This window comes from Pararhodobacter sp. (assembly GCF_034676545.1).
In the GTDB taxonomy this organism is placed as follows: domain Bacteria; phylum Pseudomonadota; class Alphaproteobacteria; order Rhodobacterales; family Rhodobacteraceae; genus Pararhodobacter.
Genome location: NZ_JAUCBZ010000015.1, coordinates 3,139,487 through 3,164,133, shown reverse-complemented (window position 1 = coordinate 3,164,133; position 24,647 = coordinate 3,139,487). Strand labels below are relative to the sequence as shown.

The window sequence follows — 24,647 nt, the reverse complement described above, 5'->3', positions numbered from 1 at the left end:
GCGCCAGCCAACGCTGGCGCGTCGCACGTCAGCGCGAAATCAGGACCGAAGTCTGCGCGTGGCGAACCACACGCGCTGCCGTCGAACCGATGAAATAATCGCTCAGACCGGGCCGGTGCGAGGCGATCATGATCAAGTCAGCGCCCGTATCTTCGGCGCATTGCAGGATCTGGCCGGCCGGTGCGCCGGTGCGAACCTCGGGTTGGATGTTCACGTCTTGTCTTGCGACCAAGACGCTCAATTCGACCTTGGCTTCGGCTTGGCGGCGGTCATTCAGATCGCGCGGCAATTCGGCGGCGACATAGCTGGGGACATCTTCCAAGACGGTGAGAAGACGGATGACGCCACCCTCGTCCAGCAGGTCAACGGCTTTGTCCAGCAGGCCCTTGCCAGCGTCACCGTGGCTGAGAGCAACGGCAACAATGATATTCTTGTACATCGGGTTTCTCCAATCCATGTTCGCGTCTGCAAGCGACTTTAGGCCAGAGATTAGGGGCTCACGTTGATCTGCGTCAAGACTGATGACCTGTGCGGTAATTTCCTGCGCCAGAAAGTCATCATATGAAAAGGGCGACCCGAAGGCCGCCCGCAAAACCGGTCACCACGGACTGAAATCAGCCGCGACCCTTGCGCCCGCCGCGTCGGCCCGAGGCCGCCGACGAGGCGGCTTTCGAGGCCTCGGCAAAACTTGCCCCGTCTTTCATCGCTTCCAGCACCTTGGCCAAACGGATCCACTCGCCGCCGTTCGGATCGTGGTCCATCAACATATTGGCCGCGCGGATCGCTTCCATTTCTTGCGCCCGCACCGGGTTCATGATCGCCGAGGTCATGCCCGCGCCAATGGCCATCGGCAAGAACGCCGCGTTCACGCCGTGACGGTTCGGCAAGCCGAACGATATGTTCGACGCGCCGCAGGTGGTGTTGACGCCCAGCTCATCGCGCAAACGGCGCACCAGTGCGAACACTTGTTTTCCGGCCGTGGACATCGCGCCAATCGGCATGACCAAGGGATCCACGACGATGTCATGGGCCGGAATGCCGAAATCCGCCGCGCGCTGGACAATCTTTTTCGCCACCGCAAAGCGCACGTCCGGGTCCTCGGAAATGCCGGTGTCGTCGTTCGAGATCGCCACAACCGGCACGTTGTATTTCTTGACCAGCGGCAGCACCAATTCCAGCCGCTCTTCCTCGCCGGTGACCGAGTTCAGCAACGGGCGACCATTGGCCGCTTTCAGCCCCGCTTCCAGCGCGCCGGGCACCGAGCTGTCGATGCACAGCGGCACGTCAGTGATCGCCTGCACGCATTCGATCAGTGCTTTCATCAGCGGTGGTTCGACAAAGTTGTTGTCGGCATAGCGCGGATCAGCGGCCATCCGATTGGTGAACACCGCGCCCGAGTTCACATCCAGCACCGTCGCCCCGCACAAGACCTGCTCCAGCGCGTCCATTTCCACGGTCGAGAAATTGTCCATCTCCAACTCGGCCGCCAGCTTCTTGCGGCCCGTCGGGTTGATGCGCTCGCCGATGACGCAGAATGGTTCGTCAAAACCGATGATCACGGTTTTTGTGGCGGATTCGAGGACGGTGCGGGTCATGGTGGAACTCCTGATGAGTGCTTGAGGAGTGCCTCGAGCGTGGGTCGAAAGTGTCAATGGCGCCATCGCAGCGGGCTAGGCTGCGGTTTTTGCCAGCGCGGGCGCCTTGGATGCGTGTCAGCCGTTCGCTTGCGCGGCGGTTGCCATCGGGATGGTGCGGTTTGAAATCCAGGTTGCGTTGGTCTTGATGCCGCCCAGCGGGAAGAAATGCACGGCCTCGATGCCAAACGACGGGTTGGCGGCCTTGTGCGCGGCGAGGGCGGACACGAACTCGTCGGGCTCGTAGGGCAGCAACAGTTTCGAGACATCCATCGCCCGCTTTTGCAGCACGCGCAACGACGCGCCCACGCCGCAGGCGATCGAGAATTTGATCAGCGTTTGCAGTTTTGCCGGGCCCGCGACGCCGATATGAACCGGCAGGTCGATGCCCTCGGCTTGCAAGCGGTTGACCCAGGCGATGACCGGCGCGGCCTCGAAACAGAACTGGGTTGCCAGCGCCATCTTGGCATCGGTGCGGGTGCTGAAATCCTGTTTCCAGCGCAGCGCATCCATCACCATCTTGTCCGAGCCATCGGGGTCGATGTCCTTGTTGCCTTCGGGATGGCCCGCGACGTGCAGGCGCTCGAACCCGTCAAACGCGCCGCTTTCCAGCAATTGCATCGAGGAATGAAAATCGCCAACCGGCTTGTCCACGCCGCCTGCCAGCAGCAGACCTTGTTTGACATCGGCCTCGGCTTTGTAGCGCGTGACCCATTCGGTCAGCATGGCCTTGTCCTTGATGATCCGCGCCGGGAAATGCGGCATCGGCTCAAAGCCTTCGCGGCGCAGGCGCGCGGCGGTGGCGACCATCTCGTCAATCGGAGTCCCGTCGATATGGGCGATATACACACGCGTTCCCACCGGCAGGATGGCGGCGAAATCGTCGATCTTTTCCGCCGTGCGTGGCATCACCTCGATCGAGAACCCCTGAAGAAACGGGATCAGCATTTCAGAACCGGTGACCGGCGCGCCACTCTCTTTGCGGCCAAATTTGAACAAAGCCATCAGAACCTCCCTCAGGTTACACACGCGTGTCCCGCCCGTCATTGGCGATCAACGTTTTGATCCTTGCGGTGTCGTATTCCTGTTCCAGACGGCTGGCCTCGGCGCGGGCGACGTGTTCCTGCTCGCCAGCGACATCATAGGGGTCGGCTTTGCGCCAATCGGCCAGATATGAGTTGGTATCGCGTGCGCCGACTTTCATCGCGCAGCGGTCAATCGCCTGCTCGAACCGCTCGGGCAATTGCACCTTGGCCGCGCGCCGTCCTTTGCCGACGATCACCTGGGCGGGGATATCGCGCCAATAGACGATGGTGACGGGGTTCAGCGTGGCATCTGACATTGCGGGCTCCTGTTTCATGCGCGTGTTTCTGCATCGCCGTTTTCCCGATGGTCTGAGGCGTTGTTTTCGACCTGCGCGGGTCACCTTGCGACCCGCCTATGGGATACAGGCTTGCCGCCGCGTGAGCCAGCGCGCGCGCGGTGAATATTCTTCATGAACTTCGTGAACGAATGCGGGTATGCCCAGCAAAAAGGCCCGCCCCAAGGTGGGACGGGCCTGTGACCCATGGTCGTTTTTTGCCGAGACCTTGTGCACGTCAACCGGGTCAGAAGTTGAAGTTCACGCCCAGCCGGACCGTGCCGTAATTCACGTCGGTGTAACAATTGACACCGCAAGCCGTCGGCAACTCCAGGCGGCCAAGGTCGGTGTACAGGTACTCAAGATTGAGCGACACCACGTCCGAGACGGCATGTTCAATGCCGATTCCCGCGGTCCAGCCTGTCAGCCGATCTTGACCGGTGGTGACACCAGCAAAGCCCGTCGCATCGCCCGAGGCCAAACCTGCGGTGGCGTAGATCAACGTGCGATCAAAGGCGCGACCGATGCGACCACGGATGGCAAAGCCGTTTTCGACAGTGGTTGTACAGGTGCCGCCGACGCAGAAGAAACCCCCGCCGGTGGTTGAATTGGCGGTCAAGGTTCCGCCGGTATAGTCGAATGCGGCACCATAAACCATCGCACCGCTTTGCATGTTATAGCCAGCGGTCAAGCCCCACGGGGTGCCGCCCCAATCACCGGGCGTGTTCGCCACCGGGCCCGAGCGCTCGGCCCAATTGTTGTTGTCAAGCAGCGTGCCAACGTGCAAGCCGGCATAAAAGCCGCTCCAATCATAGGTTGCGGGCACGAAGGGCACGATGGGTGGTTCGTACACGGTAACCGGACCAGACGCCAAAGCCGAAGTCGCAAGGCCTGCGGCGAGGCCTGCAGCAAGAGTTGTCATCAGTGAAAATTTCATGGGAAGTCTCCTTTCAGCATCTGGAAGTTGACATTCGGGATGTCACACGGGCATTTGCGGGCAGTAAAAAATCATCAACGGCTTGCACAGTATGTCACGGCCAACTTGCTTCAAGAAATCAACTCTTTGCGCTGTCATTGGTTCCGCGGTCGGTCACGGATTTTGCGTTTTTTTCCTAACAAGTGCTTAACCCTCTGGATATGTTGACAGAGTTGACGCAACGGAAGCGTCGATGATGTTTTCACCCTGGCGGCAACCGGCGGCAATCCGCTCATCCTGGGCGTGTGGGGCCTTGCGACGCGGTGCATGGGCCCGGCGCCGCTCATATTGATTCGCGGCCAGCACGACGCGGCAACGAGATGGCGAGGTCGGCGTCAACTTGCGATGCTCAGCCCTTTAACAGCGGGTCAACCCCGTGCATCGCGGCTTGCGCCGGAGGTCCGCGGGCACTAGGATAGGGGCAACACGAAATGGAGGGCGGCAATGACGCCCGAACGTCCCGCAGGCGCGGCGGCGAACCCGGCATCGTCGAGGCCACCCAAGCGTGGGCGGGCTTCCTCCGGGAAAGACCCAAGGCGCCAGACATCGCCCAAGGGGGCGGGGCTTTACGCCGCGCTCGATTTGGGAACAAACAGTTGTCGCATGCTCATTGCGCGCCCCAAGGGCCCGCAATTCGAGGTGATTGACAGCTTTTCGCGTGCCGTGGAACTCGGCACCGGCCTCGAGGCAACGGGGCGTCTTGGCCATGGGCCAATGGCGCGTACCGTTCAGGCCCTGCGCATTTGCCGCCGCAAGCTTGATGACCACAACGTTGTCCGAATGCGACTGGTCGCGACCGAAGCGTGCCGACGGGCGCATAATTCGTCTGAATTCATCCGCAAGATCCAGCGCGAAACCGGGCTGCGGCTGGAAATCATTCCCACCGAAGAAGAGGCGCGGCTGGCGGTGATCTCCTGCGCGCCTTTGGTCGTCGAGGGGGCAGAGCAACTGCTGGTCATCGACATCGGCGGCGGCTCGACCGAGCTTGTGTGGATCGACCTGTCCGACGTGGCACCCAACAAGCGGCGCGAGGCGATCCTGAGCGTGAAGCTGGGGCTGGACGCCAAGCCGAGCGCGCCATTGTTGCCCAATCAGGCCCGGGTGGTTGACTGGATCTCGGTGCCGCTGGGCGTGGCAACGCTGCGCGAACTCTTCTCGGATGTTGACAGTGATGCGGCGCGATTCGCCCTGATGAGTTGGCATTTTGAAGAGCAGCTGCACAGTTTCACCCCCTATCAGAACCCGGCGCCCCGCAAGGGGTTTCAGATCATCGGCACCTCGGGCACCGTGACCACCGTTGCCGCGTCGTTCTTGGGTCTGCGCCGCTATGACCGCAACAAGGTGGACGGGCTGACCATGACGTCGGTGCAGATCGACACCGTGATCCGCGACTATCTGGCGTTGGGGCCAGAGGGGCGGCGCACCGACCCGCGGATCGGCCGCGACCGACATGGGCTGATCATGTCCGGGGCGGCAATTTTGCAGGCGTTGATGCGGGTCTGGCCCACCGATGTCATGTCAGTCGCCGACCGTGGCCTGCGCGAGGGGATGCTCTATGCGCAAATGAGCCACGACGGTGTGCTGCAAAACTTGTAAGGAAACACGATGGCGAATCCGCCCACCAAAGGCACCTCGGGGCGCGGACAGCGCGATCTTCGGGTGAAGGTCAAAACGGCCAAGGGCCGCAAGATGTCCTCGACTCGCTGGCTGGAGCGCCAGTTGAACGACCCCTATGTCGCGCGGGCGCGCAAAGAGGGGATGCGCGGGCGTGCTGCATACAAGATACTCGAACTCGACGACAAGTTTCGGTTCTTGGTGCCGGGCGCGCGGATCGTTGATCTGGGCTGCGCGCCGGGTGGCTGGTTGCAAGTGGCCGTCGAGCGGGTGAATGCGCTGGGCGCAAAATCGGGCAAGCGCATCGGTTATGTTCTGGGTATCGACCTGCAAGAGGTCGAGCCTGTGGCAGGCGCCGAAGTGCATGTCCTTGATTTTCTGGATGAAGGCGCTGACGACAAGGTCAAAGGCTGGCTGAATGGCACCGCCGATGTGGTGATGTCCGACATGGCGGCGTCGGCGTCCGGGCACAAGCAAACCGACCATTTGCGCATCATCACCCTGTGCGAACACGCGGCGCATTTCGCGTTTGACGTGCTGCGCCCGGGCGGGACTTTTGTCGCCAAGGTGTTGGCGGGCGGGGCCGAGGGGGAGCTTCAGCACCTCCTCAAGCAACGTTTCACCAAGGTTCACAACGTGAAACCGGCGGCCAGTCGGTCCGACAGCTCCGAGAAATTCGTCGTCGCGACGGGCTTTCGCGGACGGATTGACGAGGCACCCGAGGCAGACGACACAGTGCCGGAATGATGCGCTTTGTGGCGTGATATGGACAATATCGCCGACCTGTGAAAAACCGTCGGCAACAGGAGTTTGCGCATGACCGTCACCCGTTTCGCCCCGTCGCCCACTGGCTATCTGCACATTGGCAACCTGCGCACCGCGCTGTTCAATTACCTGATTGCGCGCAAATCCGGCGGCGAGTTCATCTTGCGCCTCGATGATACGGATCAGGAGCGTTCCAAGCAGGAATATGTCGACGGGATCAAGACCGATCTCGAATGGTTGGGGCTGACCTGGGACCGCGTCGAGCGTCAGTCCGAGCGGCTGGATCGGTACGCCGAGATGGCGGATCAATTGCGGGCAGCGGGGCGGTTCTATGAGTGTTTCGAGAGCCCGACCGAACTGGACCTCAAGCGCAAGAAACAGCTGAACATGGGCAAGCCGCCGGTTTATGATCGCGCGGCGATGGCGTTGGATGACGCGGCGCGTGAAAAACTGCGCGCGGATCGCGCCGGGTATTGGCGGTTTCAGCTGGATCTGGAGCGGATCGAATGGACCGACGGCATTCTGGGCGACATCTCGATTGATGCGGCCTCGGTCTCGGACCCGGTGTTGATCCGGGGCGACGGGCAGGTCTTGTATACCTTTGCCTCGTCGGTTGATGACATGGATATGGGGGTTACGAATATCGTGCGCGGCGGGGATCACGTCACGAATACGGCGACGCAAATTCAGATCATCCGGGCGATGGGCGGCAGGGTTCCCGATTTCGCGCATCATTCACTGCTGACCGGCCCGCATGGCGAGGCGCTGTCGAAACGGTTGGGGACGCTGAGTTTGCGGGATCTGCGCGCGCAGGGGGTCGAAAGAATGGCGCTGCTGTCGTTGATGGCGCGGCTGGGATCGTCGCAGCCGGTGGAATTGCGGGCCACGCTGGATGAGATCGCCGAGGGGTTCGATCTGTCGCAATTCGGGTCGGCACCGACAAAATTCGACGCCGAGGATCTGTGGCCGCTCACGCGCGGGCATGTTCAGGGGCTGCCGTTTGCGGCGGTGGCCGGGAAACTGGCGGCGCTGGGGGTTCCGGATTCGATCGCGCCGGCGTTCTGGGAGGTCGCGCGGGAAAATATCACGCGGCTGGATGATGTGGATCAGTGGTGGAGTTTGTGCCGCGACGGGGCGGTTCCGATGGTTGCGCCGGAGGATGCGGATTTCGTGGCGGAGGCTTTCAAATTGCTGCCGCCGCCCCCTTATGGAGCGACCTCCTGGTCTGACTGGACGGGCGCGGTGAAGGCGGCGACGGGTCGAAAAGGCAAGGGATTGTTCATGCCGCTTCGGAAGGCGGTGACCGGATTGGATCATGGGCCGGATATGGCCTCGTTGATGCCTCTGTTGCAAAAAACGCCGGGCCAATCCGGGTGATGTCCCCCCGTGGGACATCCCGTGGGACCAACAAAATCAAGACGTTAGATTGCAGGGTTTACCGTTTGGTAACCGATCCGCCGGGTCTTAACTGATCCGGCGGAAGGTCGATTCCGGGCCGGAGTTGTCAAAAAACGGCACGCTGTCGACGCGACCGGCGCGCAGCACGGCCTCGGCCTCGGCGAGGACAACCTCGGTGACGAAGGGCAGATCGAGGGTGCGGGCTTCGCTGAGGGCGATCCAATGCAAGTGGCTGAGTTCATCGGTGGCGCGGGAAAAATCATCAGGGTCGGTCGCCAGATCCTCGCTGCGGGCCAGAAAAAACCGCGCATCAAAACGGCGCGTGCGCCCCGGCGGCGTCACCGCACGAAAGATGAATTGCATCGAGTTGCCCGCCGGACAAAGCCCGGCCTTGGCGAAATCCGCCCAATCGTCGGGCACCGGGCCGTCCCATGCACCCGGAACGCCCAGGATTTGTCCGGCCTCCTCCCACAGCTCGCGGATCGCGGCGCTGATCATCGCCTCGGGCGAGGGCGGCTTGGCGGTCACGGGGTTTTTACCAAGCAACCGGCGCTGATCCTCGGGGACGCCGGGCCGCAGGCAGATGTTCGTGTCATCCGGGTCAACCGCGCCGCCCGGAAACACATATTTCGACGGCATGAACGCAGCCCCGGCACCGCGCATCCCCATCAGCACCTGCGGATTGTCCGTCTGCCCCGCGCGCACCAGAACGATCGTCGCGGCATCACGGATCGGCCGGTTCTCACCGGTATTTTCGGGGTCGAGGCTCATGGTTTGGTGCCAAATCCATGCATGCGGCGCGACCATTGCAGCGCGACAAATCCGCCCTTGAACCGCGGAAGCAGCCAGAGCGCCGCCACAAGCGCCACACTCCAACACAGGGCAATCATCACCCAGGGCGATGGCTCGAACGCCAGATAAATGGCCAAATACATGGCCATAACGGATTTTCCGACGACCAGGAGCGTCAGATAGGCCGGGCCATCATCGGCGCGGTGATGGTGCAGCGGCTCGTTGCACACCGGGCAGGCATCGGCAACCTTGAGGTAACCTTTCATCATCTGACCCTTGCCGCAGGACGGGCATTTGCGCGCCCATCCCAACCGCAACGCGGGCTTCAGCGGGCGATCATCAACCGGGCGAAGCGAGGAAGATTTTGTAATGCTCATGGCAGACTCGTATTTGCAAAGGGCGAGTATAGACGGCGGTTCGGCCGCTTCAAAGATGTCGTTGGAACGTTCATTATCACACCCTTGTCGTCAAGTTCAGGTTTTTCCGAAGACCTGCGACGGAATGCCCGCGCTGCACCGTATTACTGGCATCAACGACAAGATGGAGCGCTAAAATGACCACCAAGACCAAGACCCTGACCGCGATTGCCGTCGTTCTGGCCGCGATCCCGGCGATCAGCTGGGCGCAACAAGGCTCGCCCATGCGTCAGCAGCCGCCACAGATTGATTTCGCAACCGCAGATGCGGATGCAAGCGGCGGCATTTCATCCGAGGAATGGAGCCGCTATGTGACCGAACAGATGACCGCGCGTCGCGCCGAGGCCATGGGCACGCGGGCCGATGCCCTGATCGAAGCCGGTGACGCAAACGGCGACGCGGCCTTGACCCGTGACGAGTTGATCGCGGGGTTTACCGCCTTGGGTGAGCAACGGCGCGAGGATCGTGGAGAGCGTGGCGACCGTGGCGACCGTGGCGACCGTGCAGGCTGGCATGGTCACGGGCAGGGTCACGGGCATGGCCGCTGGGGTCGCGGGGATGATGACCGGGGCCGCGGCGATTGGGGGCGCATGGACCGGGGCGACCGGAGCGCGCAGATCTTTGAGCGTATGGACCAAAATGAGGATGGCCAGATCGACGCGGAGGAACTGACCCAGATGCAGGAGCATATGCAGCGCCGCATGGGTGGCCGCATGGGTCGCAACGACAACTGATCTTGTGAAACCCGAGGTCGGGCGCTACCCCAACGGGGCGGCCGACCTCACCACGCGGCCCAAATGACGACGTATCATGCCAAGGGACACAGCCCTCTCGATGACAGCGACCGACGCTTTGAGCGATGACGCCCTGTTGGCGCTGAGCGCCGGGGGCGACTCGGCGGCGGCGGCGCTGTTGGTGGACCGGCTGTCGCCGCGCGTGTTTCGTCTGGCGCGGCGGTTGTTGCAAGATCAGGCCGAAGCCGAGGACGTCACGCAAGAGGCGATGTTGCGGCTCTGGCAGATCGCGCCGAAATGGCAGGCGGGGGGCGCGCAGCCCTCGACCTGGTTGCACCGGGTCACGGCGAACCTGGCCACGGACCGCTTGCGGCGTCGGCGCAGCGTCGGGCTGGACACGATTGATGAGCCTGACGACCCGGCGCCCGGTGTGGTCGAGGGGATGATCGACACCGACCGGCGGCGCGCCCTGGATGATGCCTTGGCGCTGTTGCCCGAGCGACAGCGGGTCGCCGTGGTGTTGCGGCATCTCGAGGGGCTGACAAACCCCGATATTGCCGCGACGATGGGCATCGGGGTTGAAGCCGTCGAGAGTTTGACGGCGCGCGGAAAACGCAGATTGGCGGACCTGTTGTCAGGGCGCCGCGAAGAACTGGGGTTTGACAGATGAGCCAAGAGCGGATGCACAACGACCCATTCGACCGACGCGACGAGGCTGCGCTTGAGGCGCTGTTTTCCGAGGCGCGATTGGCCGAGCCTGATCCTGTGCCCGAAGGGTTGCGGTTGCGGCTGTTGGCGGATGCGGCGGCGGCGGTGCCGGCCGAGGCGCCGCGCGGCTGGCTGGCGCGGCTGGGCGGGATCCTGGCGGATCTGGGTGGCGTGCCCGGCTTGGCTGGGGTCGGCGCGGCCGGCGTGGCGGGTGTCTGGATCGGTTTTGCCGGCCCGGGTTTGACCGGCGATCTGGTGACGCAATTCTGGCAAGGGGCGGCGACGGTCAGCCCGACGGTCTCGACCTGGGTGGATGCGGGGCCGATGGACGCGAGCGATGCCGATCTGTTGGTCTTGATGAGCGGCGACGGAGAATGAGACGGCTATGACACAGACATCCAATTCCAGCCCGACAACACAGGGTAAGTCGTTGAAAAGCCGTCGAGGTTTGCGAATCGCGCTGGTCGTGTCCCTGATGCTGAACGTGATGCTGATCGGGATCTTGGCGGGCGGCATGATGCGGGTCTCGCGGTTCGAGTCCACCGCCCATGTACAGCCCGATTTTCGCAGCCTGTGGCGTGCGCTGCCCGCCGAGGCGCGGGCGGATCTGCGGGCGATGGAGCGCGCGCGCGGCTTGCCCGGGGATCATGGGCACCGTCTGACGCATCAGGAGCGGCGAGAACGGATCGCGGCCGTCAATGGACGCATCATCGAGATGCTGCGCGCCGAGACATTCGATGGCGCGGCCTTCGCGGCGTTGCTGGGCGCCGAGCGTGAACTTCTGGCGCAGCGATTGAATGCCGCCCAGATCGCGTTTTCAGACCGGGTTGCCGCGCTGACATTGGCGCAACGGCGCGAAATGGCGCAAACGCTGGAAGAAAGCTGGCACCATCGCGGGCCGGGCAGATTTGGCCGCGGCGACGACGATTGAGGTCACGCCGCGCACGCGATGGTGACTTGATTGCGCCCGTCATGCTTTGCCGCCATCAGCGCCGAATCGGCGCGCGAGAGCGTGTCGCGGGCGATATCGGCGGGCTGTGACGCCTCGGGGAACAAATCCGGACCCAGCGCCAAGCCCACCGAAATCGTCACCGTGACGCTGCCGCGCCCATTGGGCAAGGCAATCGGCGTGTCGCCAATCACCCGGCAGAGCCGCTCGGCGGCGATCCGGGCGGTGCCCAGGGTGATCTCTGGCAAGGCCACCATGAATTCCTCGCCACCAATCCGCGCCAGCAGATCGGTTGGCCGCAGATTGTCGCGCAACCGCGCGGCGACGGCCTCGAGAACGGCGTCGCCCGCGCCGTGGCCATAGGTGTCATTCACCAGTTTGAAGCGATCCAGATCAAGCAGCATCACCGCGAATCTGCGACCGGTGTCCTGCGCCTGCTTGGCGATCCGATCCAGATGCGCCAGCGCATAGCGCCGGTTGTGCAACCCGGTCAGCGGGTCGGTGATCGCCATGCGCAGCCCTTGATTGACCGCGCGGCGCAACTGATCGGCCCGGCGTTTGCGCTGAATATGCATCGTCACCCGGAGCGCGATTTCCTGCGGATCAAGCGGGTAGGGCAACAGATCATTCGCCCCGACATCGAGGGCCATCGCCGCCGCCTCTGGCTCGGCCTCGGGCAGGACCAGCGCGATCTCGGCATAGCGACTTTGCACCCGCGAGCGCAGGTCGGCAATCAGCCGCAAGCCCGAGCCATGCGCCCCCAGATCGGAAGACACGAGATAAATATCCGGCACCGCACCGCTGGGGCTGTTGGTCAGCGCCGCGGTGGGCGACAGGATCGAGATCCGTTCTTTCAGATGCGGGGCGAGGGCGTTGCGCCAGCCCATTGCAATCGCCGGATCGCCGGTGACCAACCCGACATGGCCGGGCATGGTGAACACGGTTTCACCCTCGGCCATCGACATTTCGCCCCAGGTTTCAGACCGTAACCGCAGCTCTGATTCCGTCTCATGCGCGCGCAACAGGCTGCGGATCCGCGCCAGAAGGATAACCTCGTTCAAGGGCTTGGTCAGAAATTCATCGGCGCCGGCCTCGAGCGCGTTCAGGCGGCTCTGACGATCGCCCGAGGCGGTGATGATCACGATGGGAATATGCATGGTCGCGGCATCCGCACGCAGCTTGCGACACACCTCGATCCCGGAAATATCGGGCAACATCATGTCCAGCAGGATCAGTTTCGGCTGCTCGCTGCGCGCCAGTTTCAGCGCGCTTGCGCCATCGACCGCTTGAATCGTTTCATGGCAAGCCGCATTCAACTTGACCTTCAAAATGATCCGATTGGTGGCCAGATCATCAACGATGAGAATTTTTCGCGACATGTACGAACACCTTTTACCCCGCCGAAGCCAATCATTTCCCTTGATCGATCCAGGCCCCGGTCGTAGCTCAAGGTTTACCGCCAATTGGTTAACGAAACGTTTCAAGTTGTTAATATTCTCCAAAGGAGTCCGCATGAGCCTGAGCCAATCCGCCGCCGAAAGCCTTGCATTGCAGGTGTTTGCGTGGCTCGCCGAGGATAACGCCCGGATTGGCGCGTTTCTGGGATGGTCGGGCGAGTCCCCCGCCAGCCTGCGCGACCGTTTGCAAGACACGTCCTTTCTGCTGGCCGTGATCGAATTCCTGATGCTGGACGAGGCAATGTTGATGGAAGCGTGTCAATCCCTTGAAATTGCGCCGGAAATTCCGATGCAAGCGCGCGCAGCCTTGCCCGGCGGCGCTGATATGCACTGGACCTGAGCCATGAAAAACATCCGCGCAATCCTGTTCGACAAAGACGGGACCTTGTTTGATTTTCAGGCAACCTGGGGCGCTTGGGCGCGCAATTTGTTAACGGATTTGTCAGGCGGGCAGTCTGCCCTGGCCCGGAAGATGGCCGATGTCCTGGAGTTCGACGCTGAGAGCGGGCGATTTCGGCCGCACTCGCAGGTTATTGCCGGAACCGGGCGCGAAGTGGCGGAAATGCTGGCGGCGTTGTTGCCGGACCACAGCGCGGCGTCCCTGGAGGCCCATATCGCCCGCGCCGCCTCGCAGGCGCCGCTGGTGGCCGCGACCCCCTTGCGCCCCTTGCTGTCCGGGCTGCGTGATGCGGGGTTGAAACTGGGCGTTGCGACCAATGATTTTGAATCTGTCGCGCGTGACCATGTGGCTGATGTGATTGAGCTTTTTGACTTCATCGCCGGGTTTGACTCGGGGTTTGGCGGCAAGCCGGAACCGGGCATGCTGCTGGCCTTTGCACGCCATTGTGGCGTGCCGCCGCACAACATCCTGATGGTCGGTGATTCGCGGCACGATCTGGTGGCCGGGCGCGCCGCCGGAATGGCGACGCTGGGGGTGTTGACGGGGGTCGCGACGGCCGAGGATCTGGCCCCTTTTGCGGATCAAATTCGCTCTGACATCAGCCACTTACCAGAAGTCTTGCAGCTCATTTGACGATCTTCGCCAATCGTTAAGACCTTTGCCCCAAGGTGGAGGCAGGTGAGCAGCGAGAGTCGCAATGCATGGTCTGATCAATAAATCGATCCAGTCGTTTTTGTGCGATTCTTTCGGTGGCGCGGCGTGGCAGGAGATCGCGCAACAATCGGGCGTCGCACAGCAACTCGGGCCGGATGGTTTCGAGGCGATGCAGACCTATGACGACAGTTTGACAGACGCCGTGATTTCGGCGGCCGTTGCCGTGCTCAAACGCCCACGCGACTGCCTGTTGGAGGATTTGGGAACCTATTTGATCTCGAACGAACGGTTGGAAGCGCTGCGCCGCCTCCTGCGGTTCGGCGGCGTCAGTTTCACGGATTTCCTCTATTCGCTCGACGATTTGCAGGGCCGTTCCCGTCTCGCCGTGCCGGAACTGGCGCTGCCCGAACTTGCCCTTGATGAGGTTGGGCCGGGGCAATTCACCTTGACCTGTCGCGGTTGCTCTTTTGGCTTTGGGTTTGTCCTGGTGGGCGTGCTGCGGGCACTGGCCGATGACTATGGCGCGCTGGCGGTTTTGGAACATCTTGGCACCTCGGCGGATGCGACGGAGTCCGTGATTTCTATCGAAGTGCACGACCCTGCGTTCCATGCGGGGCGCCGCTTTGATCTGGCGGTCGAGGTGCGGTGATGGATGGGAATGCGCAGGCCTTTGGCTTTCGACTGCGGCCTTCCGCCTTGGGGCAGATGATGCCGATGTTTCTGTGGCTGGACCAGGACTTGCGCATTCGCGGCGCGGGGCCGACGCTGCTGAAACTGATGGGCGCCAGTGTGACGGGGCTGGCGTTGGGCGATGTGTTCCAGGTCCGCCGCCCCCGCAGGATAGCCACGGTCACGGATTTGACCAACGCACAGCGGCTGCGGCTGACGCTGCGGATCCCGCCCTACACGCTGTTCAAAGGCGTGGCCGTTCCCTTGATGGATGACGATGGGGTGCTGTTGAACCTGTCCTTTGGCTATGCCGTTCGCGACGCGGTGCGCGATCATGGGCTATCCGATACGGATTTCGCGGCGACGGATCTGGCAATTGAGCTGTTGTACCTGGCCGAAGCAAAGAACGCGGTCATGGGCGAGGTCAACAAAATGGCCAATCGCTTGCAAGGTGCCAAGGCGCGCGCCGAGGAACAGGCGCTGACCGATGTCCTGACCGGCTTGGGCAACCGGCGCGCGATGGAGCGTGCGCTGACGAGCCTGATGCATGACGGGGGCGGATTTGCGCTCATTCACCTGGACCTGGATTATTTCAAACAGGTCAATGATACGCTGGGCCACGCCGCCGGCGATCACGTCTTGATGCAGGTCGCGGCCGCGTTGCGCGCCAGCGTGCGAGGTGCCGATCTGGTGGCTCGGGTCGGCGGCGATGAGTTCGTGATCTTGCTTGCGGGCGTCCAGGACCGGGCCCCGCTGGAGCGCGTCGGCGAGCAGATCTTCAAACGCATGAGCGCCCCGATCCTGTTTGAAGGGCTACATTGCAAGGTCGCCATCTCGATGGGCGCGGTTATCGGACCGTCGGCACCGACAAGCTATGCGGAGGCGGATCGCCTGATGGCGCAGGCGGATCGGGCGCTGTATGCGTCGAAACATGCGGGCCGCGCGCGCCTGACCCTGGTGATGCCAGACGACACGTTGGAGGAATTGATCATCGGGGGCACGCCTATGGATTAGCCGCGCACGAACAATTCCGAGGGCAGGTTACACAGCGTTTCGGGCGCGCTGTCGGTGATCAAAATGGGTTCGGTGATCTCGATCCCGCCATCGTCAAGCCAAAGCGCCGGCATGAAGTGGAACACCATACCCGGTTTCAACTCTGTCATATCGCCGCGCCGCAAGGACATGGTGCGCTCGCCCCAATCCGGGGGATAGCTCAGGCCGATGGAATAGCCACAGCGGCTGTCTTTGTGAAACCCCTTTGCGTTCAGGGCTTCATTGAAGGCATTGGCGATGTCCTGACACAGGTGGCCGGGGCGGGCCTGCGCCAAGGCGGCGGCGGTTGCCTCTTGCACGGCGTCTTCGGCGCGACGGTAGGTCTTGGGCGGTTCGCCAAAGAACAAGGTGCGCGATTGCGGGCAGTGATAGCGTTTGTACACCCCGGCGATCTCGAAGAAATGCGCCTCGCCGGCCTGCATGGGGCGATCATCCCAGGTCAAATGCGGCGCGGTCGCATCCATGCCCGAGGGGGTCATGGGAACGATCGCCGGATAGTCGCCCCAATGGCCCGCCGCCCCCAACGCCCCGGCGCGCAGGATCTCGGCGACCAGTTGGTTCTTGGGCAATCCCGGGCGCGCGGTATCAAGGATCGTCTGATGCATCGCCTCGACAATGCGCGCCGCGCGCCGGATCCGCTCGATTTCGGCGTCGGATTTGCAGGCCCGTTGCCAGTTGACCATGCCGGTTGCGTCCACCAGCGACAGGGTCTGCGCCAAAACGGCATGGGCTTTGGCGGAGTAGTAATAATTGTCCATTTCCACGCCGACCCGCCCGCGCGCCCAGCCCCGTTCGGCCAAGAGCGCCGCCAAGGTCTCCATCGGGTGCTTCACGGGGTTCTGGACATAGGTATCATCATAGCCAACGATCTCTGTGTCCGACATCCAGACCGTCCGGCGCGCGCCCGCCGTATCCATCGCGCGGCCCCACCAAACCGGCGCACCGGCCGGGCCGATCACCACGGCCTGATGCACATAAAAGGACCAACCGTCATAGCCCGTCGCCCAGGCCATATTTGACGGATCGGTGATGATCAGCGTCGTTATATCGGCGTCTTCCATCGCCGCCCGGATGCGCGACAGGCGGGTCTCGTATTCAATCTGGGTGAAATCAGCGGCATCCATAGGGGGCTCCAAAATGAAAGACGGGCAGGGGGCGGCGCAATCGGTTCGCGCCCCGATAGTGTGGCGAGACCACAGCCCAAAGCAACCGGGATTTTCGACCAGATCGCGCTGTTATACGTCGAGCCAGAGCGTCATCGGCCCATCATTGACCAACGCGACCTGCATTTCTGCGCCAAAAACCCCGCGCGCGGTCGCAATGCCATGGGCGGCAAACACATCTGCAAACTGCTCATAGAGGGCCCGGCCCAGGTCGGGGGGCGCGGCGGTGGAAAAGCCGGGGCGGTTTCCGCGCGAGGTATCGGCCGCCAAGGTGAACTGGCTGACCACCAGAACGCCCCCGCCAACATCGACCAAGCTGCGGTTGGTTTTGCCCGCGTCATCGCGAAACATGCGCAATTTCAGGATCTTGGCCGCCAGATCCTGCGCGCTTTTCGTGTCGTCGCCCTGCATCGCGCACACGAAGATCAGCAGCCCCGGCCCGGTTGCGCCGACAACCGCGCCGTCAACCGAGACCGACGCCTCGGTCACCCGTTGAAGCAATGCCCGCATTATTTGCCCTGCGAAAAGTAGATATAGGCCGCGGCGGCGATCACCGCCAAGGTCACGGCCCCGGCGATTTTCCAGACCGACCACGGACGTTCGCCCTGCACCTTGCCGGTTTGCCCGTTCACCACAAAGCGAAAGGTTTTGCCGCGATACTGATAGGCGGCCATCCAGATCGGCAGCAAAAGATGCTTGAAACGCTCATCCGCATGGGTTGTGTTGACCGAATGCACGCGCTGCTCATCACCGCCGATGCTGCGCCGCACGTCCTGTTTGATGACGTCATCCATGCGCTCGAGCGCCAAGTCGTGGCCGTCGGGCAGCTCCACGGTATAGCCCTCGGCCCGAAACCCCGAGAGGAATTGCGGGTTGTAGGGCGCGAGATCGGCCAGCATCCACGGTTCCAGCCCGCGAACATATTGGCGCGGCAGGGATTGCGCGGCCATGATCAACATATCCGTGAACTTGCGCGCGACGCGGCCCGACACGCGGGTCCAGCGGATCTTGCGGACCTGTTCGGTGGTCTGCTTTCCGTCGCGCATCACCGTGCGGGTCTCATAATAGGCGTCCCCGCGCTCGCCGGTATATTGCGATTGCGTGTCGGAATCGAAGGACCAATAGGGCACATAGAGACCATCAAGCCGCGAGCCATCCGAACGGGCGAATTGCTTGAGCTTGGAGGGCGCGAACCACAAGCGCCCCAGCCATTTGCGCATCGAGTCATGGGCGTCGCGTTCCGAAATCTTGAACGGCAGCACGGCGGCGGGTTTGATATGCCGCTGGGTTCCGGTGTCGGTGACGACGGGGGAGCTGCAGAATGGACATTGCGCGGCGTGTTGCGCGGGGTCGAATTCGACCTGCGCGCCGCAGTTTTCGCAGCTCAGAATGCGGGTTTCTTCGATGGCCTCGGGCGGCAGATGGTTGGCCAAAGCCTCGCGCAGGTCCATCGTGGTCAACGCCTGATTGCGCTGCTCGTCGCTGAACGGGATCTCTTGCTCGTGGCCGCAATATTGGCAGGTCAGCCGTTGCTGCCCGGGCGCATAGCGCAATTGCGCGCCGCAATTCTCGCAGGGGAAACGGTGCGCGTCGGTGGGCTGCGGCGGAGGGGTCTGGGCGGTACTCATGGTTTAGCCCGCGGGTGGCGGCGGTGGCGGCACGGAGGCAAAGAGGCTGGCAAGCCCGGAGACCTCACCGGCCTTTTTCCAGCCATCCTGACCGGCGGTCCAGACCAGGGTTTCGCGCGTCAAACTGCCTTGCGCCAGCATCTGACGCAACGCATCGGCGCCAAAGGGCCCTTTGGTTTCACCGTTCACGGCCACATGCCAGACGGTCGCGGCGGGTGGCGGAGGCGGGGGTGGTGGCGCTGCGGCGGCGGGTTGCGCGGCGGGTTGCTGGGCGTTGCCGGACATCGCGTTGGCCATGGTTTGCGCCATGCCCATGCCCATCCCCATGCCCATGCCCGCGCCCATCGCGCTGTCGCCCCCCGCCGAGGCCGCGGTTTGCATGGCTTGGGCGGCGGAAAACTGGGTGTATTTGTTGAGATCGCCGACGATCCCCATCGAACTGCGCTGGTCGAGGACTTTTTCGACCTCGGGCGGCAGGGAAATGTTTTCGATATAGAGTTCCGGCATCGACAGGCCGTACTCGGTCAGGGTCGGCTCGATCGCTGTGCCGACGATATTCGACAGATCGCCGGTGTTCGCGGCCATATCCAACGCGGGAATGCCGCTGGCGGCCAGCGCCTGACTGACTTTTTGCACGACGATATTGCGGATCTGGCCGGAGATTTCATCCTCGGTGAACTCGCCATCGGTGCCGACAATCTCGGTCATGAATTTGGACGGATCGGTGACGCGGATCGTGTAGCTGCCAAAGGCCCGCAACCGCAGCGCACCGAATTCCGGGTCGCGCAGCATGATCGGGTTCTGGGTGCCCCATTTCAGGCCGGGAAAGCGCCGGGTGTTGACGAAGTAGATTTCCGACTTGAACGGCGAGTCAAAGCCGTGATCCCAATGTTGCAGCGCCGTCATTAACGGCATGTTATTGGTTTCCAGCTCATAAAGGCCGGGACCGAACACATCGGCCATCTGGCCTTCGTGGATGAACACCGCCGCTTGCCCCTCGCGCACCGTGAGTTTGGCGCCCATCATGATGTTGTTGCCGTAGCGTTCAAAACGGTAGACCAACGTATCCCGGCTGTCGTCCAGCCATTCGATGACGTCAATGAACTGACCTTTGAGAAAGTTGAAAACCATAAGGGACTCCTGCAAATAATCGGTCTTGAACGGGGCGCGCCCGGCAGCATTCGGGGTCAACTTTCGCCCGCAGCAAGCTCGGAGGCAATGGTAAAGATGAGGGTGCTGGCTTGAGAACGGGTCATTCCGGGGCGCAAACGGGGGTCATAGTGCATTTTCAGCATCAAAAGATCTTGATCTGTCAGCAGGGCAAATTCCTGATCATCATTGAAAATCGAAGGCCGCGCTTGGCTGCTGTCCGAGGCCAACCCAAGCCCCTGCGTCAGTTCCTCGTGGTAACAGGCCAGCCGAGTCAGGTCGGGGTGCTCGGCGCGTACAATGGCGACGGCCTCGGAGTAAACGGCGCTGCCATCGCGCGAAAACGCCATGACCAGGCAGAAGGTCTCGCGTGGCATTTCGGTGATCAAGGTGACAGCGGCATCGTCAATGCCCGGCACAATGGCGCGAATGCGGGGGCCCGCCGCGCGCCGTTCGGTTTCCGAGAGGACAAGGACGTGAAAATTGCCCTGCGTTGACCCCAGCGGCGCGGTGGAAATCGGGTGGCCCGAAGCCTGTGCCAGACGGCTTGCCAAGCGCACGACCTGCGCGTGATCTTGCAACCGGCGTTCGCGCCCGACGCTGGGGCCGAATTCCAACGTGTAGACGACCGGGGCCTCCCACCGGCGCAGAACACTGTCGGCGCCGCCGCCAAAGCCCAGGGGTCCGCGCGCATGTTCCTCGCGCAGGGCGACCTGGATATAGGTTTCCGCAAGGCGCGAGGCGGTGACCGGCACCTCTTGCGCGCCCGTGTCGGTGCGCATCAGGCGGTTGGCGACCCGCTCGTCCTGAATGCGCGTGTAATAGGCGGTCAATTCGACCGAAGCCGGGTCCGTTGTCACGATTTCCGCCGGGCGGCGCGGCGCGGCAATCGAGCTGCCTCTGGGCTGGCCCGGCTGCAACGAGGCGCAGCCGACCAATCCCATGACGGCGGCAAGCGTCACCGTGACGCTTGCTTTGGTGCGATACAGGCGCGGGTCAAGCCGCCGGTTGCGTTTCACGGGCCTTCGCCGCTGACAGGGAATCGCGCAACTCGGCTTCCATCTTCCGCAGTTCCTCCTCGGCCTGGGCGCGTTTGGCTTTGCCGGCATCGGCAATCTGCAAGCTGTCCTAAATCGTGGCGATCAACTGCTCGTTGGCGTGTTTCACGGCCTCGATGTCAAAGACGCCGCGCTCCATCTGCTCGCGCACCTCGCGGTTGGTCTGGCGCAGGTTGTCGGCGTTCTTGTTGAGCAATTCATTGGTCAGATCGTTCGCCGAGCGGATCGCCTTGGCGGCATCGCGCGAGCGCTGGATGGTCAGCGACTGCGCCAGTTGCGTTTCCCAAAGGGGCACGGTGTTGACCAGCGTCGAGTTGATCTTGGTGACCAGTGATTTGTCATTTTCCTGCACCAGCCGGATCGAGGGCAGCGACTGCATGGTGACCTGGCGCGTCAGTTTCAGATCGTGGACCCGGCGCTCCAGATCGTCGCGTGCGGCGCGCAGGTCGCGCAATTCCTGGGCGCGGATGATCGTGTCGTTTTCACTGGCGGCCTGAACCTCGACCTCTTTGGCCGGGATCGTCGTGCTGTCGAGTTCCCTGATCTTCTCCTCACCCGCGGCAATGTACAACGCCAGCTCGTTATAGAAATCCAGCGTCTTTTCGTACAACAGATCCAAGGACTTGATGTCCTTGAGCAGCACGGTTTCGTGGTTCAGCAGGTTCTCGGAGATGTTGTCGATCTGGCCTTGAACCGTCTCATACCGCGCCATGAAATTGGCCAGCGGCGCGGCTTTGCCGGTCAGGCGCTCCCACCAGCTGCGCTCGCGGCGGGTGTCGAGTTCGCTGACCGAAAAGCCGCGGATCGTGGTGACGATCTGGCGCAGGCTGTCACCGGCGGGGCCGACATCCTTGTTGCGCACGTCGTTCAGCATGGCCTGGCTGATGGTCTGCAATTCAAGCTGCGCGCGTGAGCCAAAGCCGATGATCGAGCTGGTCGACTCCATGTCGATCTCGTTCATGCGGCTGCGAATGGCGTTCGCCTCGGGCTCGGCGGCTTGTTCCAGGGTGATGAGTTCGCCAACCGGTTCGGGCAGGTTCAATTGCGACGCTTCGGCGATGGCGGTGGTCAGCTCTTCAGCCTGTTTGCGGACCTGATCAGACATAAATATTTCCTTTCACGGGCATTGGTGCGTTCGCCTTGCGAGATGCGATCAATGGGGGTCGGGGTCGGCAGGGCGCAGACCTTCGCGTTCAAGCCGCTCGCGCAGAACATCCATTTCGATGTCCAACGCCTGACGGTTACTGTCAATTAAGGTTTCTGTGCGCAGCATGAAATTCTCTTGAAGGTCATCAAGGAGGTCAATGTATTCCTGCCGCGCGGTCTCGTCGCGGGTGCGGGCGTAAAGATCGGCGAATTTCACGGTGGCATCCCGCGCGCCGCGCAAATAGACGCCCATATAGCGCCGAACCGCCGACAATTGCGCGGGGTCATCCTGCACGGCGCTCAGCAAGGTGCGGACATGCGCCTGAAAATCGGCCAGGCGGGTCTCGATCTGGCGATTGCGCGCGCGTTTGATGGCGTCGGACATCGCCTCGAGCAAATCCTCGGCCTCGTCAACGGCGCGGGCGACGCGGTCGGTCTGGAACTCGTCAACGCCCTCCATGCCCTTGTCGCCCATCGGGTCGAGGCCAAAGGAGGCCAGGTGAAGCCCTGCGCCCAGAACGCCAAAGATCAGGGCGTTGGTGAGGTTCGCGTCGCTGCCAAACCCGGCCAGCGCCAGCGCCAGACCCATGATCACCGAGCCGAACACCTTGCGCGGGATCGCCGGGCGGCGCGCAATGCGGCGTTGATCATAGGCGTCATGGGCGATCACGCCTTCGCGCGTCAACCAGGCGCTGAACAGCATCAGGCCGAACACGCCGAGATGTTGAACCATGCCCGCCGAACTGCGGAAAAACGCACTGAACGCCCAGAGAAAGGGGACGACAAACAGCAGATTGACACGCAAGCCGACCGGATTCAGCCGTTTGATGGCTGGAGGCTTCGCGCTGGCCGTGGTCTGACCAGCGGTCGGGCGTGGGTTTCCACCGGGGCTGTAGGCACCACCGAACCGTTTTGCCATAGCGTCAGCCCCCCACAATCCGGGCGTAGAGAATCAAGGCCATCAAGAGCATGTAGGCTGTGTATTGCAGTCCACGCGAGGTCACGGGCACATTCCTGTCTTGCGCATCGGCGGGCGCGCGTTGCGATGAGTGTCAGGCGTCCTGACAGTCGGTTCAAGACTATAAGACAGTTTACCGGTGCTTGAAAAGCGGGGAACCGACCTGATTAACGCGATGGGCCGGGCTTGCGAGGCGAAGAGGACGGCGGGCGCGCCGATTTCGTGCCCCAGGATCGGGGTTTGGTCGCCGTGCCATCGGCACCGGCGCGGCCGCCACCGTGAGACTTGGTGCCCCAGGATTTGCGGCCCGGCGCGTCATCCTTGCCCGAGGGCGCTTTGCGGGCGGGGTCCTGGGTGTCGGTGCGCAGTTCTTTGCGGGCGCCGGCGCTGCCGGTGGAGGGTTTGCGCGCGGGCTTTGCCGCCGGTTTGACCTGCGTCATCGGCGCGGCGCGGCCCTCGGCGACCTCATCGACTTGCAACCCCAACTGGTCGCGCAGGGCCTTGGGGCGCAGTTCTTCGACGGCCCCGGCGGCAAGGTTGCCCAGTTGGAAGGGACCATAGGCGACGCGGATCAAGCGGTTGACGGTCAGGCCAATGGAGTCCATCGCGCGCCGAACCTCGCGGTTGCGCCCCTCGCGGATGCCGATCGTCAGCCACGCATTCGCGCCCTGCTGCTTGTCGATGGTGACCATCATCGGCTGGAAACGCTCGCCGTCAATGGTGATGCCGCGCTTGAGCGGGGCGACGGATGCCTCGGTCGGGGTGCCGTTGACGCGCACGCGATATTTGCGCAACCAGCCCGTCGCCGGCAATTCGAGCCGCCGTTTCAGCTCGCCATCGTTGGTCAGCAGCAGCAAGCCTTCGGAGTTGAGGTCGAGCCGTCCAATCGACATGACGCGGGGCATTTCCTCGGGCAGGTTGTCAAACACCGTGGCGCGGCCTTTTTCATCGCGCTCGGAGGTCACGAGGCCCAGCGGCTTGTGATACATCCAGACGCGGGTCGGCTCGGGCTTGGACAGGGGTTTGCCATCGACGGTGATCTTGTCACCCGGCGCGATGTTCAACGCCGGGCTGTCGATGCGCACGCCATTCACCGCCACGCGCCCCTCGGCGATGACGATCTCGGCGCCGCGCCTCGAGGCGATCCCGGCGCGCGCCAGAACCTTGGCGATCCGGTCGCCGTCCTTGACGGTTTCGGTGGGGGTTGGCTTTGGCGGCTTTGACATGGTGGACCTGCTGTGGACGAAGGGCGGTCGCGGGATTGCGCGGGACTTGCGCGCCAGAACGGACACGGGCATCAAAGCCCCCATGAACCCGTTCACAAGCCCCATGTCAATCGCACTGGACGAAGCGCGCGCCGCGGCACGGCGCGGCGAGGTGCCGGTCGGCGCGGTGATCGCGGATGCGCAGGGCCGGATCGTGGCCCGTGCGGGCAACCGGACGCGGGAACTGAACGACCCGACCGCGCACGCCGAAATCCTGGCCCTGCGCGCGGCCTGCGCGGCGCTGGGGTCCGAGCGGCTGCCGGGACATGCGCTCTGGGTGACGCTGGAGCCATGCCCGATGTGCGCCGCGGCCATTGGATTCGCGCGGATTTCCCGGCTCTATTACGGGGCGTCCGATCCGAAGTCGGGCGGCGTGGGGCAGGGGCCGCGGGTGTTCACACATCCGCAATGCCACCACGCGCCCGAGGTCTATGACGGGATTCACGAACAAGAGGCGGCGCAACTGCTGCGCGAGTTCTTTGAGGGGCTTCGGCGATAAGGTGAATCGTGGATACACAACATATGCTGCCCAGGTGGCGGTGTACCCCAAATTGTGCCGCCCAATTGCCCAATTGACACAGGTTTTCCAGTCTGGATTTGCCCGGAAAGAATGTGGATTGCGTGATTCGTGCAATTTCTCTAGACTGAAAAAAAAAAAGAAAAGACTGAGGCAGTAGCAGAAACACCGCTCGCGTGACGGA

The 24,647-nt window shown here is 62.8% G+C and carries 27 protein-coding genes and 1 pseudogene; 12 read left to right on the top strand and 16 right to left on the bottom strand.

Annotation, left to right across the window (positions count from 1 at the left end; translation table 11 throughout):
• Positions 1 to 28: 28 nt before the first annotated feature.
• The 5 genes from VDQ28_RS18980 to VDQ28_RS18960 form a co-directional block, all read right to left on the bottom strand.
• Positions 29 to 439, bottom strand: a complete 411-nt coding sequence (locus VDQ28_RS18980; RefSeq protein WP_323037414.1) for a universal stress protein — start codon at positions 437 to 439, stop codon at positions 29 to 31.
• A gap of 175 nt (positions 440 to 614) precedes the next feature.
• Positions 615 to 1,595: a methyltetrahydrofolate cobalamin methyltransferase gene (locus tag VDQ28_RS18975; RefSeq protein ID WP_323037413.1), complete on the bottom strand. Its 981-nt coding sequence runs from the start codon at positions 1,593 to 1,595 to the stop codon at positions 615 to 617.
• A 117-nt stretch (positions 1,596 to 1,712) separates the two neighbouring features.
• Positions 1,713 to 2,639 carry a methylenetetrahydrofolate reductase gene (locus tag VDQ28_RS18970; protein ID WP_323037412.1) on the bottom strand — a complete coding sequence of 309 codons (927 nt, stop codon included), beginning with the start codon at positions 2,637 to 2,639 and terminating at the stop codon, positions 1,713 to 1,715.
• 16 nt (positions 2,640 to 2,655) lie between these two features.
• A complete protein-coding gene (locus VDQ28_RS18965) occupies positions 2,656 to 2,961 on the bottom strand; it encodes a virulence factor (protein ID WP_323038161.1) in 306 nt (101 codons plus the stop codon).
• A gap of 280 nt (positions 2,962 to 3,241) precedes the next feature.
• Complete coding sequence (locus VDQ28_RS18960; RefSeq protein ID WP_323037411.1) at positions 3,242 to 3,931, bottom strand: outer membrane protein; 690 nt, start codon at positions 3,929 to 3,931, stop codon at positions 3,242 to 3,244.
• Positions 3,932 to 4,414: 483 nt separating this feature from the next.
• Between VDQ28_RS18960 and VDQ28_RS18955 the strand changes: the two genes are divergently transcribed.
• The 3 genes from VDQ28_RS18955 to gltX all read left to right on the top strand — a co-directional run bounded on the left by VDQ28_RS18955 (position 4,415) and on the right by gltX (position 7,726).
• Complete coding sequence (locus VDQ28_RS18955) at positions 4,415 to 5,566, top strand: Ppx/GppA phosphatase family protein (RefSeq protein ID WP_323037410.1); 1,152 nt, start codon at positions 4,415 to 4,417, stop codon at positions 5,564 to 5,566.
• 9 nt (positions 5,567 to 5,575) lie between these two features.
• Positions 5,576 to 6,331 carry an RlmE family RNA methyltransferase gene (locus VDQ28_RS18950; protein ID WP_323037409.1) on the top strand — a complete coding sequence of 252 codons (756 nt, stop codon included), beginning with the start codon at positions 5,576 to 5,578 and terminating at the stop codon, positions 6,329 to 6,331.
• A gap of 69 nt (positions 6,332 to 6,400) precedes the next feature.
• A complete protein-coding gene (gene gltX / locus VDQ28_RS18945) occupies positions 6,401 to 7,726 on the top strand; it encodes a glutamate--tRNA ligase (protein WP_323037408.1) in 1,326 nt (441 codons plus the stop codon).
• Positions 7,727 to 7,813: 87 nt separating this feature from the next.
• Here the strand turns inward: gltX and VDQ28_RS18940 are convergent, their stop codons facing one another.
• Together VDQ28_RS18940 and VDQ28_RS18935 are read right to left on the bottom strand one after the other, a co-directional pair.
• On the bottom strand, positions 7,814 to 8,518 hold the full coding sequence (locus VDQ28_RS18940; RefSeq protein WP_323037407.1) for an NUDIX hydrolase: 705 nt from the start codon (positions 8,516 to 8,518) through the stop codon (positions 7,814 to 7,816).
• Positions 8,515 to 8,916 carry a DUF983 domain-containing protein gene (locus VDQ28_RS18935; RefSeq protein WP_323037406.1) on the bottom strand — a complete coding sequence of 134 codons (402 nt, stop codon included), beginning with the start codon at positions 8,914 to 8,916 and terminating at the stop codon, positions 8,515 to 8,517. The genes VDQ28_RS18940 and VDQ28_RS18935 overlap by 4 nt, the downstream gene beginning before the upstream one ends.
• A gap of 176 nt (positions 8,917 to 9,092) precedes the next feature.
• On the opposite strand from VDQ28_RS18935, the gene VDQ28_RS18930 reads away from it, so the two are divergent.
• From VDQ28_RS18930 to VDQ28_RS18915, 4 genes are all read left to right on the top strand, one after another.
• The gene (locus tag VDQ28_RS18930) at positions 9,093 to 9,689 is read left to right on the top strand and encodes a hypothetical protein (protein ID WP_323037405.1); all 597 of its coding nucleotides are present in this window, start codon (positions 9,093 to 9,095) and stop codon (positions 9,687 to 9,689) included.
• A 100-nt stretch (positions 9,690 to 9,789) separates the two neighbouring features.
• A complete protein-coding gene (locus VDQ28_RS18925) occupies positions 9,790 to 10,359 on the top strand; it encodes an RNA polymerase sigma factor (RefSeq protein ID WP_323037404.1) in 570 nt (189 codons plus the stop codon).
• The gene (locus VDQ28_RS18920; protein WP_323037403.1) at positions 10,356 to 10,775 is read left to right on the top strand and encodes a hypothetical protein; all 420 of its coding nucleotides are present in this window, start codon (positions 10,356 to 10,358) and stop codon (positions 10,773 to 10,775) included. Before VDQ28_RS18925 ends, VDQ28_RS18920 begins: the two co-directional genes overlap by 4 nt.
• 7 nt (positions 10,776 to 10,782) lie before the next feature.
• Positions 10,783 to 11,328, top strand: coding sequence for a hypothetical protein (locus VDQ28_RS18915; protein ID WP_323037402.1), 546 nt, complete (start codon positions 10,783 to 10,785; stop codon positions 11,326 to 11,328).
• A gap of 2 nt (positions 11,329 to 11,330) precedes the next feature.
• On the opposite strand, the gene VDQ28_RS18910 is transcribed toward VDQ28_RS18915, so the two are convergent.
• A complete protein-coding gene (locus tag VDQ28_RS18910) occupies positions 11,331 to 12,725 on the bottom strand; it encodes a diguanylate cyclase domain-containing protein (RefSeq protein WP_323037401.1) in 1,395 nt (464 codons plus the stop codon).
• Positions 12,726 to 12,858: 133 nt separating this feature from the next.
• On the opposite strand from VDQ28_RS18910, the gene VDQ28_RS18905 reads away from it, so the two are divergent.
• The 4 genes from VDQ28_RS18905 (at position 12,859) to VDQ28_RS18890 (ending at position 15,540) form a co-directional block, all read left to right on the top strand.
• Positions 12,859 to 13,143, top strand: a complete 285-nt coding sequence (locus VDQ28_RS18905; protein WP_323037400.1) for a DUF3572 domain-containing protein — start codon at positions 12,859 to 12,861, stop codon at positions 13,141 to 13,143.
• A 3-nt stretch (positions 13,144 to 13,146) separates the two neighbouring features.
• Positions 13,147 to 13,836, top strand: a complete 690-nt coding sequence (locus VDQ28_RS18900) for an HAD family hydrolase (RefSeq protein WP_323037399.1) — start codon at positions 13,147 to 13,149, stop codon at positions 13,834 to 13,836.
• Between the two features lie 64 nt (positions 13,837 to 13,900).
• Entirely contained in the window at positions 13,901 to 14,506 is a 606-nt protein-coding gene (locus VDQ28_RS18895; protein ID WP_323037398.1) for a heme NO-binding domain-containing protein, read from the top strand.
• The gene (locus tag VDQ28_RS18890; protein WP_323037397.1) at positions 14,506 to 15,540 is read left to right on the top strand and encodes a diguanylate cyclase domain-containing protein; all 1,035 of its coding nucleotides are present in this window, start codon (positions 14,506 to 14,508) and stop codon (positions 15,538 to 15,540) included. Before VDQ28_RS18895 ends, VDQ28_RS18890 begins: the two co-directional genes overlap by 1 nt.
• Here VDQ28_RS18890 and VDQ28_RS18885 read toward each other — a convergent pair.
• From VDQ28_RS18885 to VDQ28_RS18850, 8 genes and pseudogenes are all read right to left on the bottom strand, one after another.
• Positions 15,537 to 16,703: a M24 family metallopeptidase gene (locus VDQ28_RS18885; RefSeq protein ID WP_323037396.1), complete on the bottom strand. Its 1,167-nt coding sequence runs from the start codon at positions 16,701 to 16,703 to the stop codon at positions 15,537 to 15,539. The two genes, VDQ28_RS18890 and VDQ28_RS18885, sit on opposite strands and share 4 nt — an antisense overlap.
• Positions 16,704 to 16,814: 111 nt before the next feature.
• Positions 16,815 to 17,252, bottom strand: a complete 438-nt coding sequence (gene dtd, locus VDQ28_RS18880) for a D-aminoacyl-tRNA deacylase (protein ID WP_323037395.1) — start codon at positions 17,250 to 17,252, stop codon at positions 16,815 to 16,817.
• Positions 17,252 to 18,370 (bottom strand): primosomal protein N' (replication factor Y) - superfamily II helicase, encoded by a 1,119-nt coding sequence (locus tag VDQ28_RS18875; protein ID WP_323037394.1) that lies wholly within the window; start codon positions 18,368 to 18,370, stop codon positions 17,252 to 17,254. The genes dtd and VDQ28_RS18875 overlap by 1 nt, the downstream gene beginning before the upstream one ends.
• Before the next feature lie 3 nt (positions 18,371 to 18,373).
• Positions 18,374 to 19,501 carry an SPFH domain-containing protein gene (locus tag VDQ28_RS18870; RefSeq protein ID WP_323037393.1) on the bottom strand — a complete coding sequence of 376 codons (1,128 nt, stop codon included), beginning with the start codon at positions 19,499 to 19,501 and terminating at the stop codon, positions 18,374 to 18,376.
• A gap of 56 nt (positions 19,502 to 19,557) precedes the next feature.
• Positions 19,558 to 20,538: a DUF2927 domain-containing protein gene (locus tag VDQ28_RS18865; protein WP_323037392.1), complete on the bottom strand. Its 981-nt coding sequence runs from the start codon at positions 20,536 to 20,538 to the stop codon at positions 19,558 to 19,560.
• Positions 20,516 to 21,682, bottom strand: a pseudogene (locus VDQ28_RS18860) (toxic anion resistance protein). Before VDQ28_RS18860 ends, VDQ28_RS18865 begins: the two are co-directional and overlap by 23 nt.
• A gap of 48 nt (positions 21,683 to 21,730) precedes the next feature.
• On the bottom strand, positions 21,731 to 22,642 hold the full coding sequence (locus VDQ28_RS18855) for a 5-bromo-4-chloroindolyl phosphate hydrolysis family protein (RefSeq protein ID WP_323037391.1): 912 nt from the start codon (positions 22,640 to 22,642) through the stop codon (positions 21,731 to 21,733).
• Positions 22,643 to 22,848: 206 nt separating this feature from the next.
• Positions 22,849 to 23,907 carry a pseudouridine synthase gene (locus tag VDQ28_RS18850; protein ID WP_323037390.1) on the bottom strand — a complete coding sequence of 353 codons (1,059 nt, stop codon included), beginning with the start codon at positions 23,905 to 23,907 and terminating at the stop codon, positions 22,849 to 22,851.
• A gap of 103 nt (positions 23,908 to 24,010) precedes the next feature.
• Here VDQ28_RS18850 and VDQ28_RS18845 point away from each other — a divergent pair, with 103 nt between their 5' ends.
• Positions 24,011 to 24,445, top strand: a complete 435-nt coding sequence (locus VDQ28_RS18845; RefSeq protein ID WP_323038160.1) for a nucleoside deaminase — start codon at positions 24,011 to 24,013, stop codon at positions 24,443 to 24,445.
• The last annotated feature ends 202 nt before the right edge of the window (positions 24,446 to 24,647 follow it).

Coding starts and splice junctions, on each gene's coding strand:
- VDQ28_RS18875 (WP_323037394.1), bottom strand. CDS start 18,370: ATGAGTACCGCCCAGACCCCTCCGCCGCAGCCCACCGACGCGCACCGT.
- VDQ28_RS18980 (WP_323037414.1), bottom strand. CDS start 439: ATGTACAAGAATATCATTGTTGCCGTTGCTCTCAGCCACGGTGACGCT.
- VDQ28_RS18885 (WP_323037396.1), bottom strand. CDS start 16,703: ATGGATGCCGCTGATTTCACCCAGATTGAATACGAGACCCGCCTGTCG.
- VDQ28_RS18845 (WP_323038160.1), top strand. CDS start 24,011: ATGTCAATCGCACTGGACGAAGCGCGCGCCGCGGCACGGCGCGGCGAG.
- VDQ28_RS18960 (WP_323037411.1), bottom strand. CDS start 3,931: ATGAAATTTTCACTGATGACAACTCTTGCTGCAGGCCTCGCCGCAGGC.
- VDQ28_RS18935 (WP_323037406.1), bottom strand. CDS start 8,916: ATGAGCATTACAAAATCTTCCTCGCTTCGCCCGGTTGATGATCGCCCG.
- VDQ28_RS18930 (WP_323037405.1), top strand. CDS start 9,093: ATGACCACCAAGACCAAGACCCTGACCGCGATTGCCGTCGTTCTGGCC.
- gltX (WP_323037408.1), top strand. CDS start 6,401: ATGACCGTCACCCGTTTCGCCCCGTCGCCCACTGGCTATCTGCACATT.
- VDQ28_RS18895 (WP_323037398.1), top strand. CDS start 13,901: ATGCATGGTCTGATCAATAAATCGATCCAGTCGTTTTTGTGCGATTCT.
- VDQ28_RS18940 (WP_323037407.1), bottom strand. CDS start 8,518: ATGAGCCTCGACCCCGAAAATACCGGTGAGAACCGGCCGATCCGTGAT.
- VDQ28_RS18910 (WP_323037401.1), bottom strand. CDS start 12,725: ATGTCGCGAAAAATTCTCATCGTTGATGATCTGGCCACCAATCGGATC.
- VDQ28_RS18955 (WP_323037410.1), top strand. CDS start 4,415: ATGACGCCCGAACGTCCCGCAGGCGCGGCGGCGAACCCGGCATCGTCG.
- VDQ28_RS18905 (WP_323037400.1), top strand. CDS start 12,859: ATGAGCCTGAGCCAATCCGCCGCCGAAAGCCTTGCATTGCAGGTGTTT.
- VDQ28_RS18870 (WP_323037393.1), bottom strand. CDS start 19,501: ATGGTTTTCAACTTTCTCAAAGGTCAGTTCATTGACGTCATCGAATGG.
- VDQ28_RS18900 (WP_323037399.1), top strand. CDS start 13,147: ATGAAAAACATCCGCGCAATCCTGTTCGACAAAGACGGGACCTTGTTT.
- VDQ28_RS18975 (WP_323037413.1), bottom strand. CDS start 1,595: ATGACCCGCACCGTCCTCGAATCCGCCACAAAAACCGTGATCATCGGT.
- dtd (WP_323037395.1), bottom strand. CDS start 17,252: ATGCGGGCATTGCTTCAACGGGTGACCGAGGCGTCGGTCTCGGTTGAC.
- VDQ28_RS18915 (WP_323037402.1), top strand. CDS start 10,783: ATGACACAGACATCCAATTCCAGCCCGACAACACAGGGTAAGTCGTTG.
- VDQ28_RS18920 (WP_323037403.1), top strand. CDS start 10,356: ATGAGCCAAGAGCGGATGCACAACGACCCATTCGACCGACGCGACGAG.
- VDQ28_RS18855 (WP_323037391.1), bottom strand. CDS start 22,642: ATGGCAAAACGGTTCGGTGGTGCCTACAGCCCCGGTGGAAACCCACGC.
- VDQ28_RS18950 (WP_323037409.1), top strand. CDS start 5,576: ATGGCGAATCCGCCCACCAAAGGCACCTCGGGGCGCGGACAGCGCGAT.
- VDQ28_RS18970 (WP_323037412.1), bottom strand. CDS start 2,639: ATGGCTTTGTTCAAATTTGGCCGCAAAGAGAGTGGCGCGCCGGTCACC.
- VDQ28_RS18925 (WP_323037404.1), top strand. CDS start 9,790: ATGACAGCGACCGACGCTTTGAGCGATGACGCCCTGTTGGCGCTGAGC.
- VDQ28_RS18850 (WP_323037390.1), bottom strand. CDS start 23,907: ATGTCAAAGCCGCCAAAGCCAACCCCCACCGAAACCGTCAAGGACGGC.
- VDQ28_RS18890 (WP_323037397.1), top strand. CDS start 14,506: ATGGATGGGAATGCGCAGGCCTTTGGCTTTCGACTGCGGCCTTCCGCC.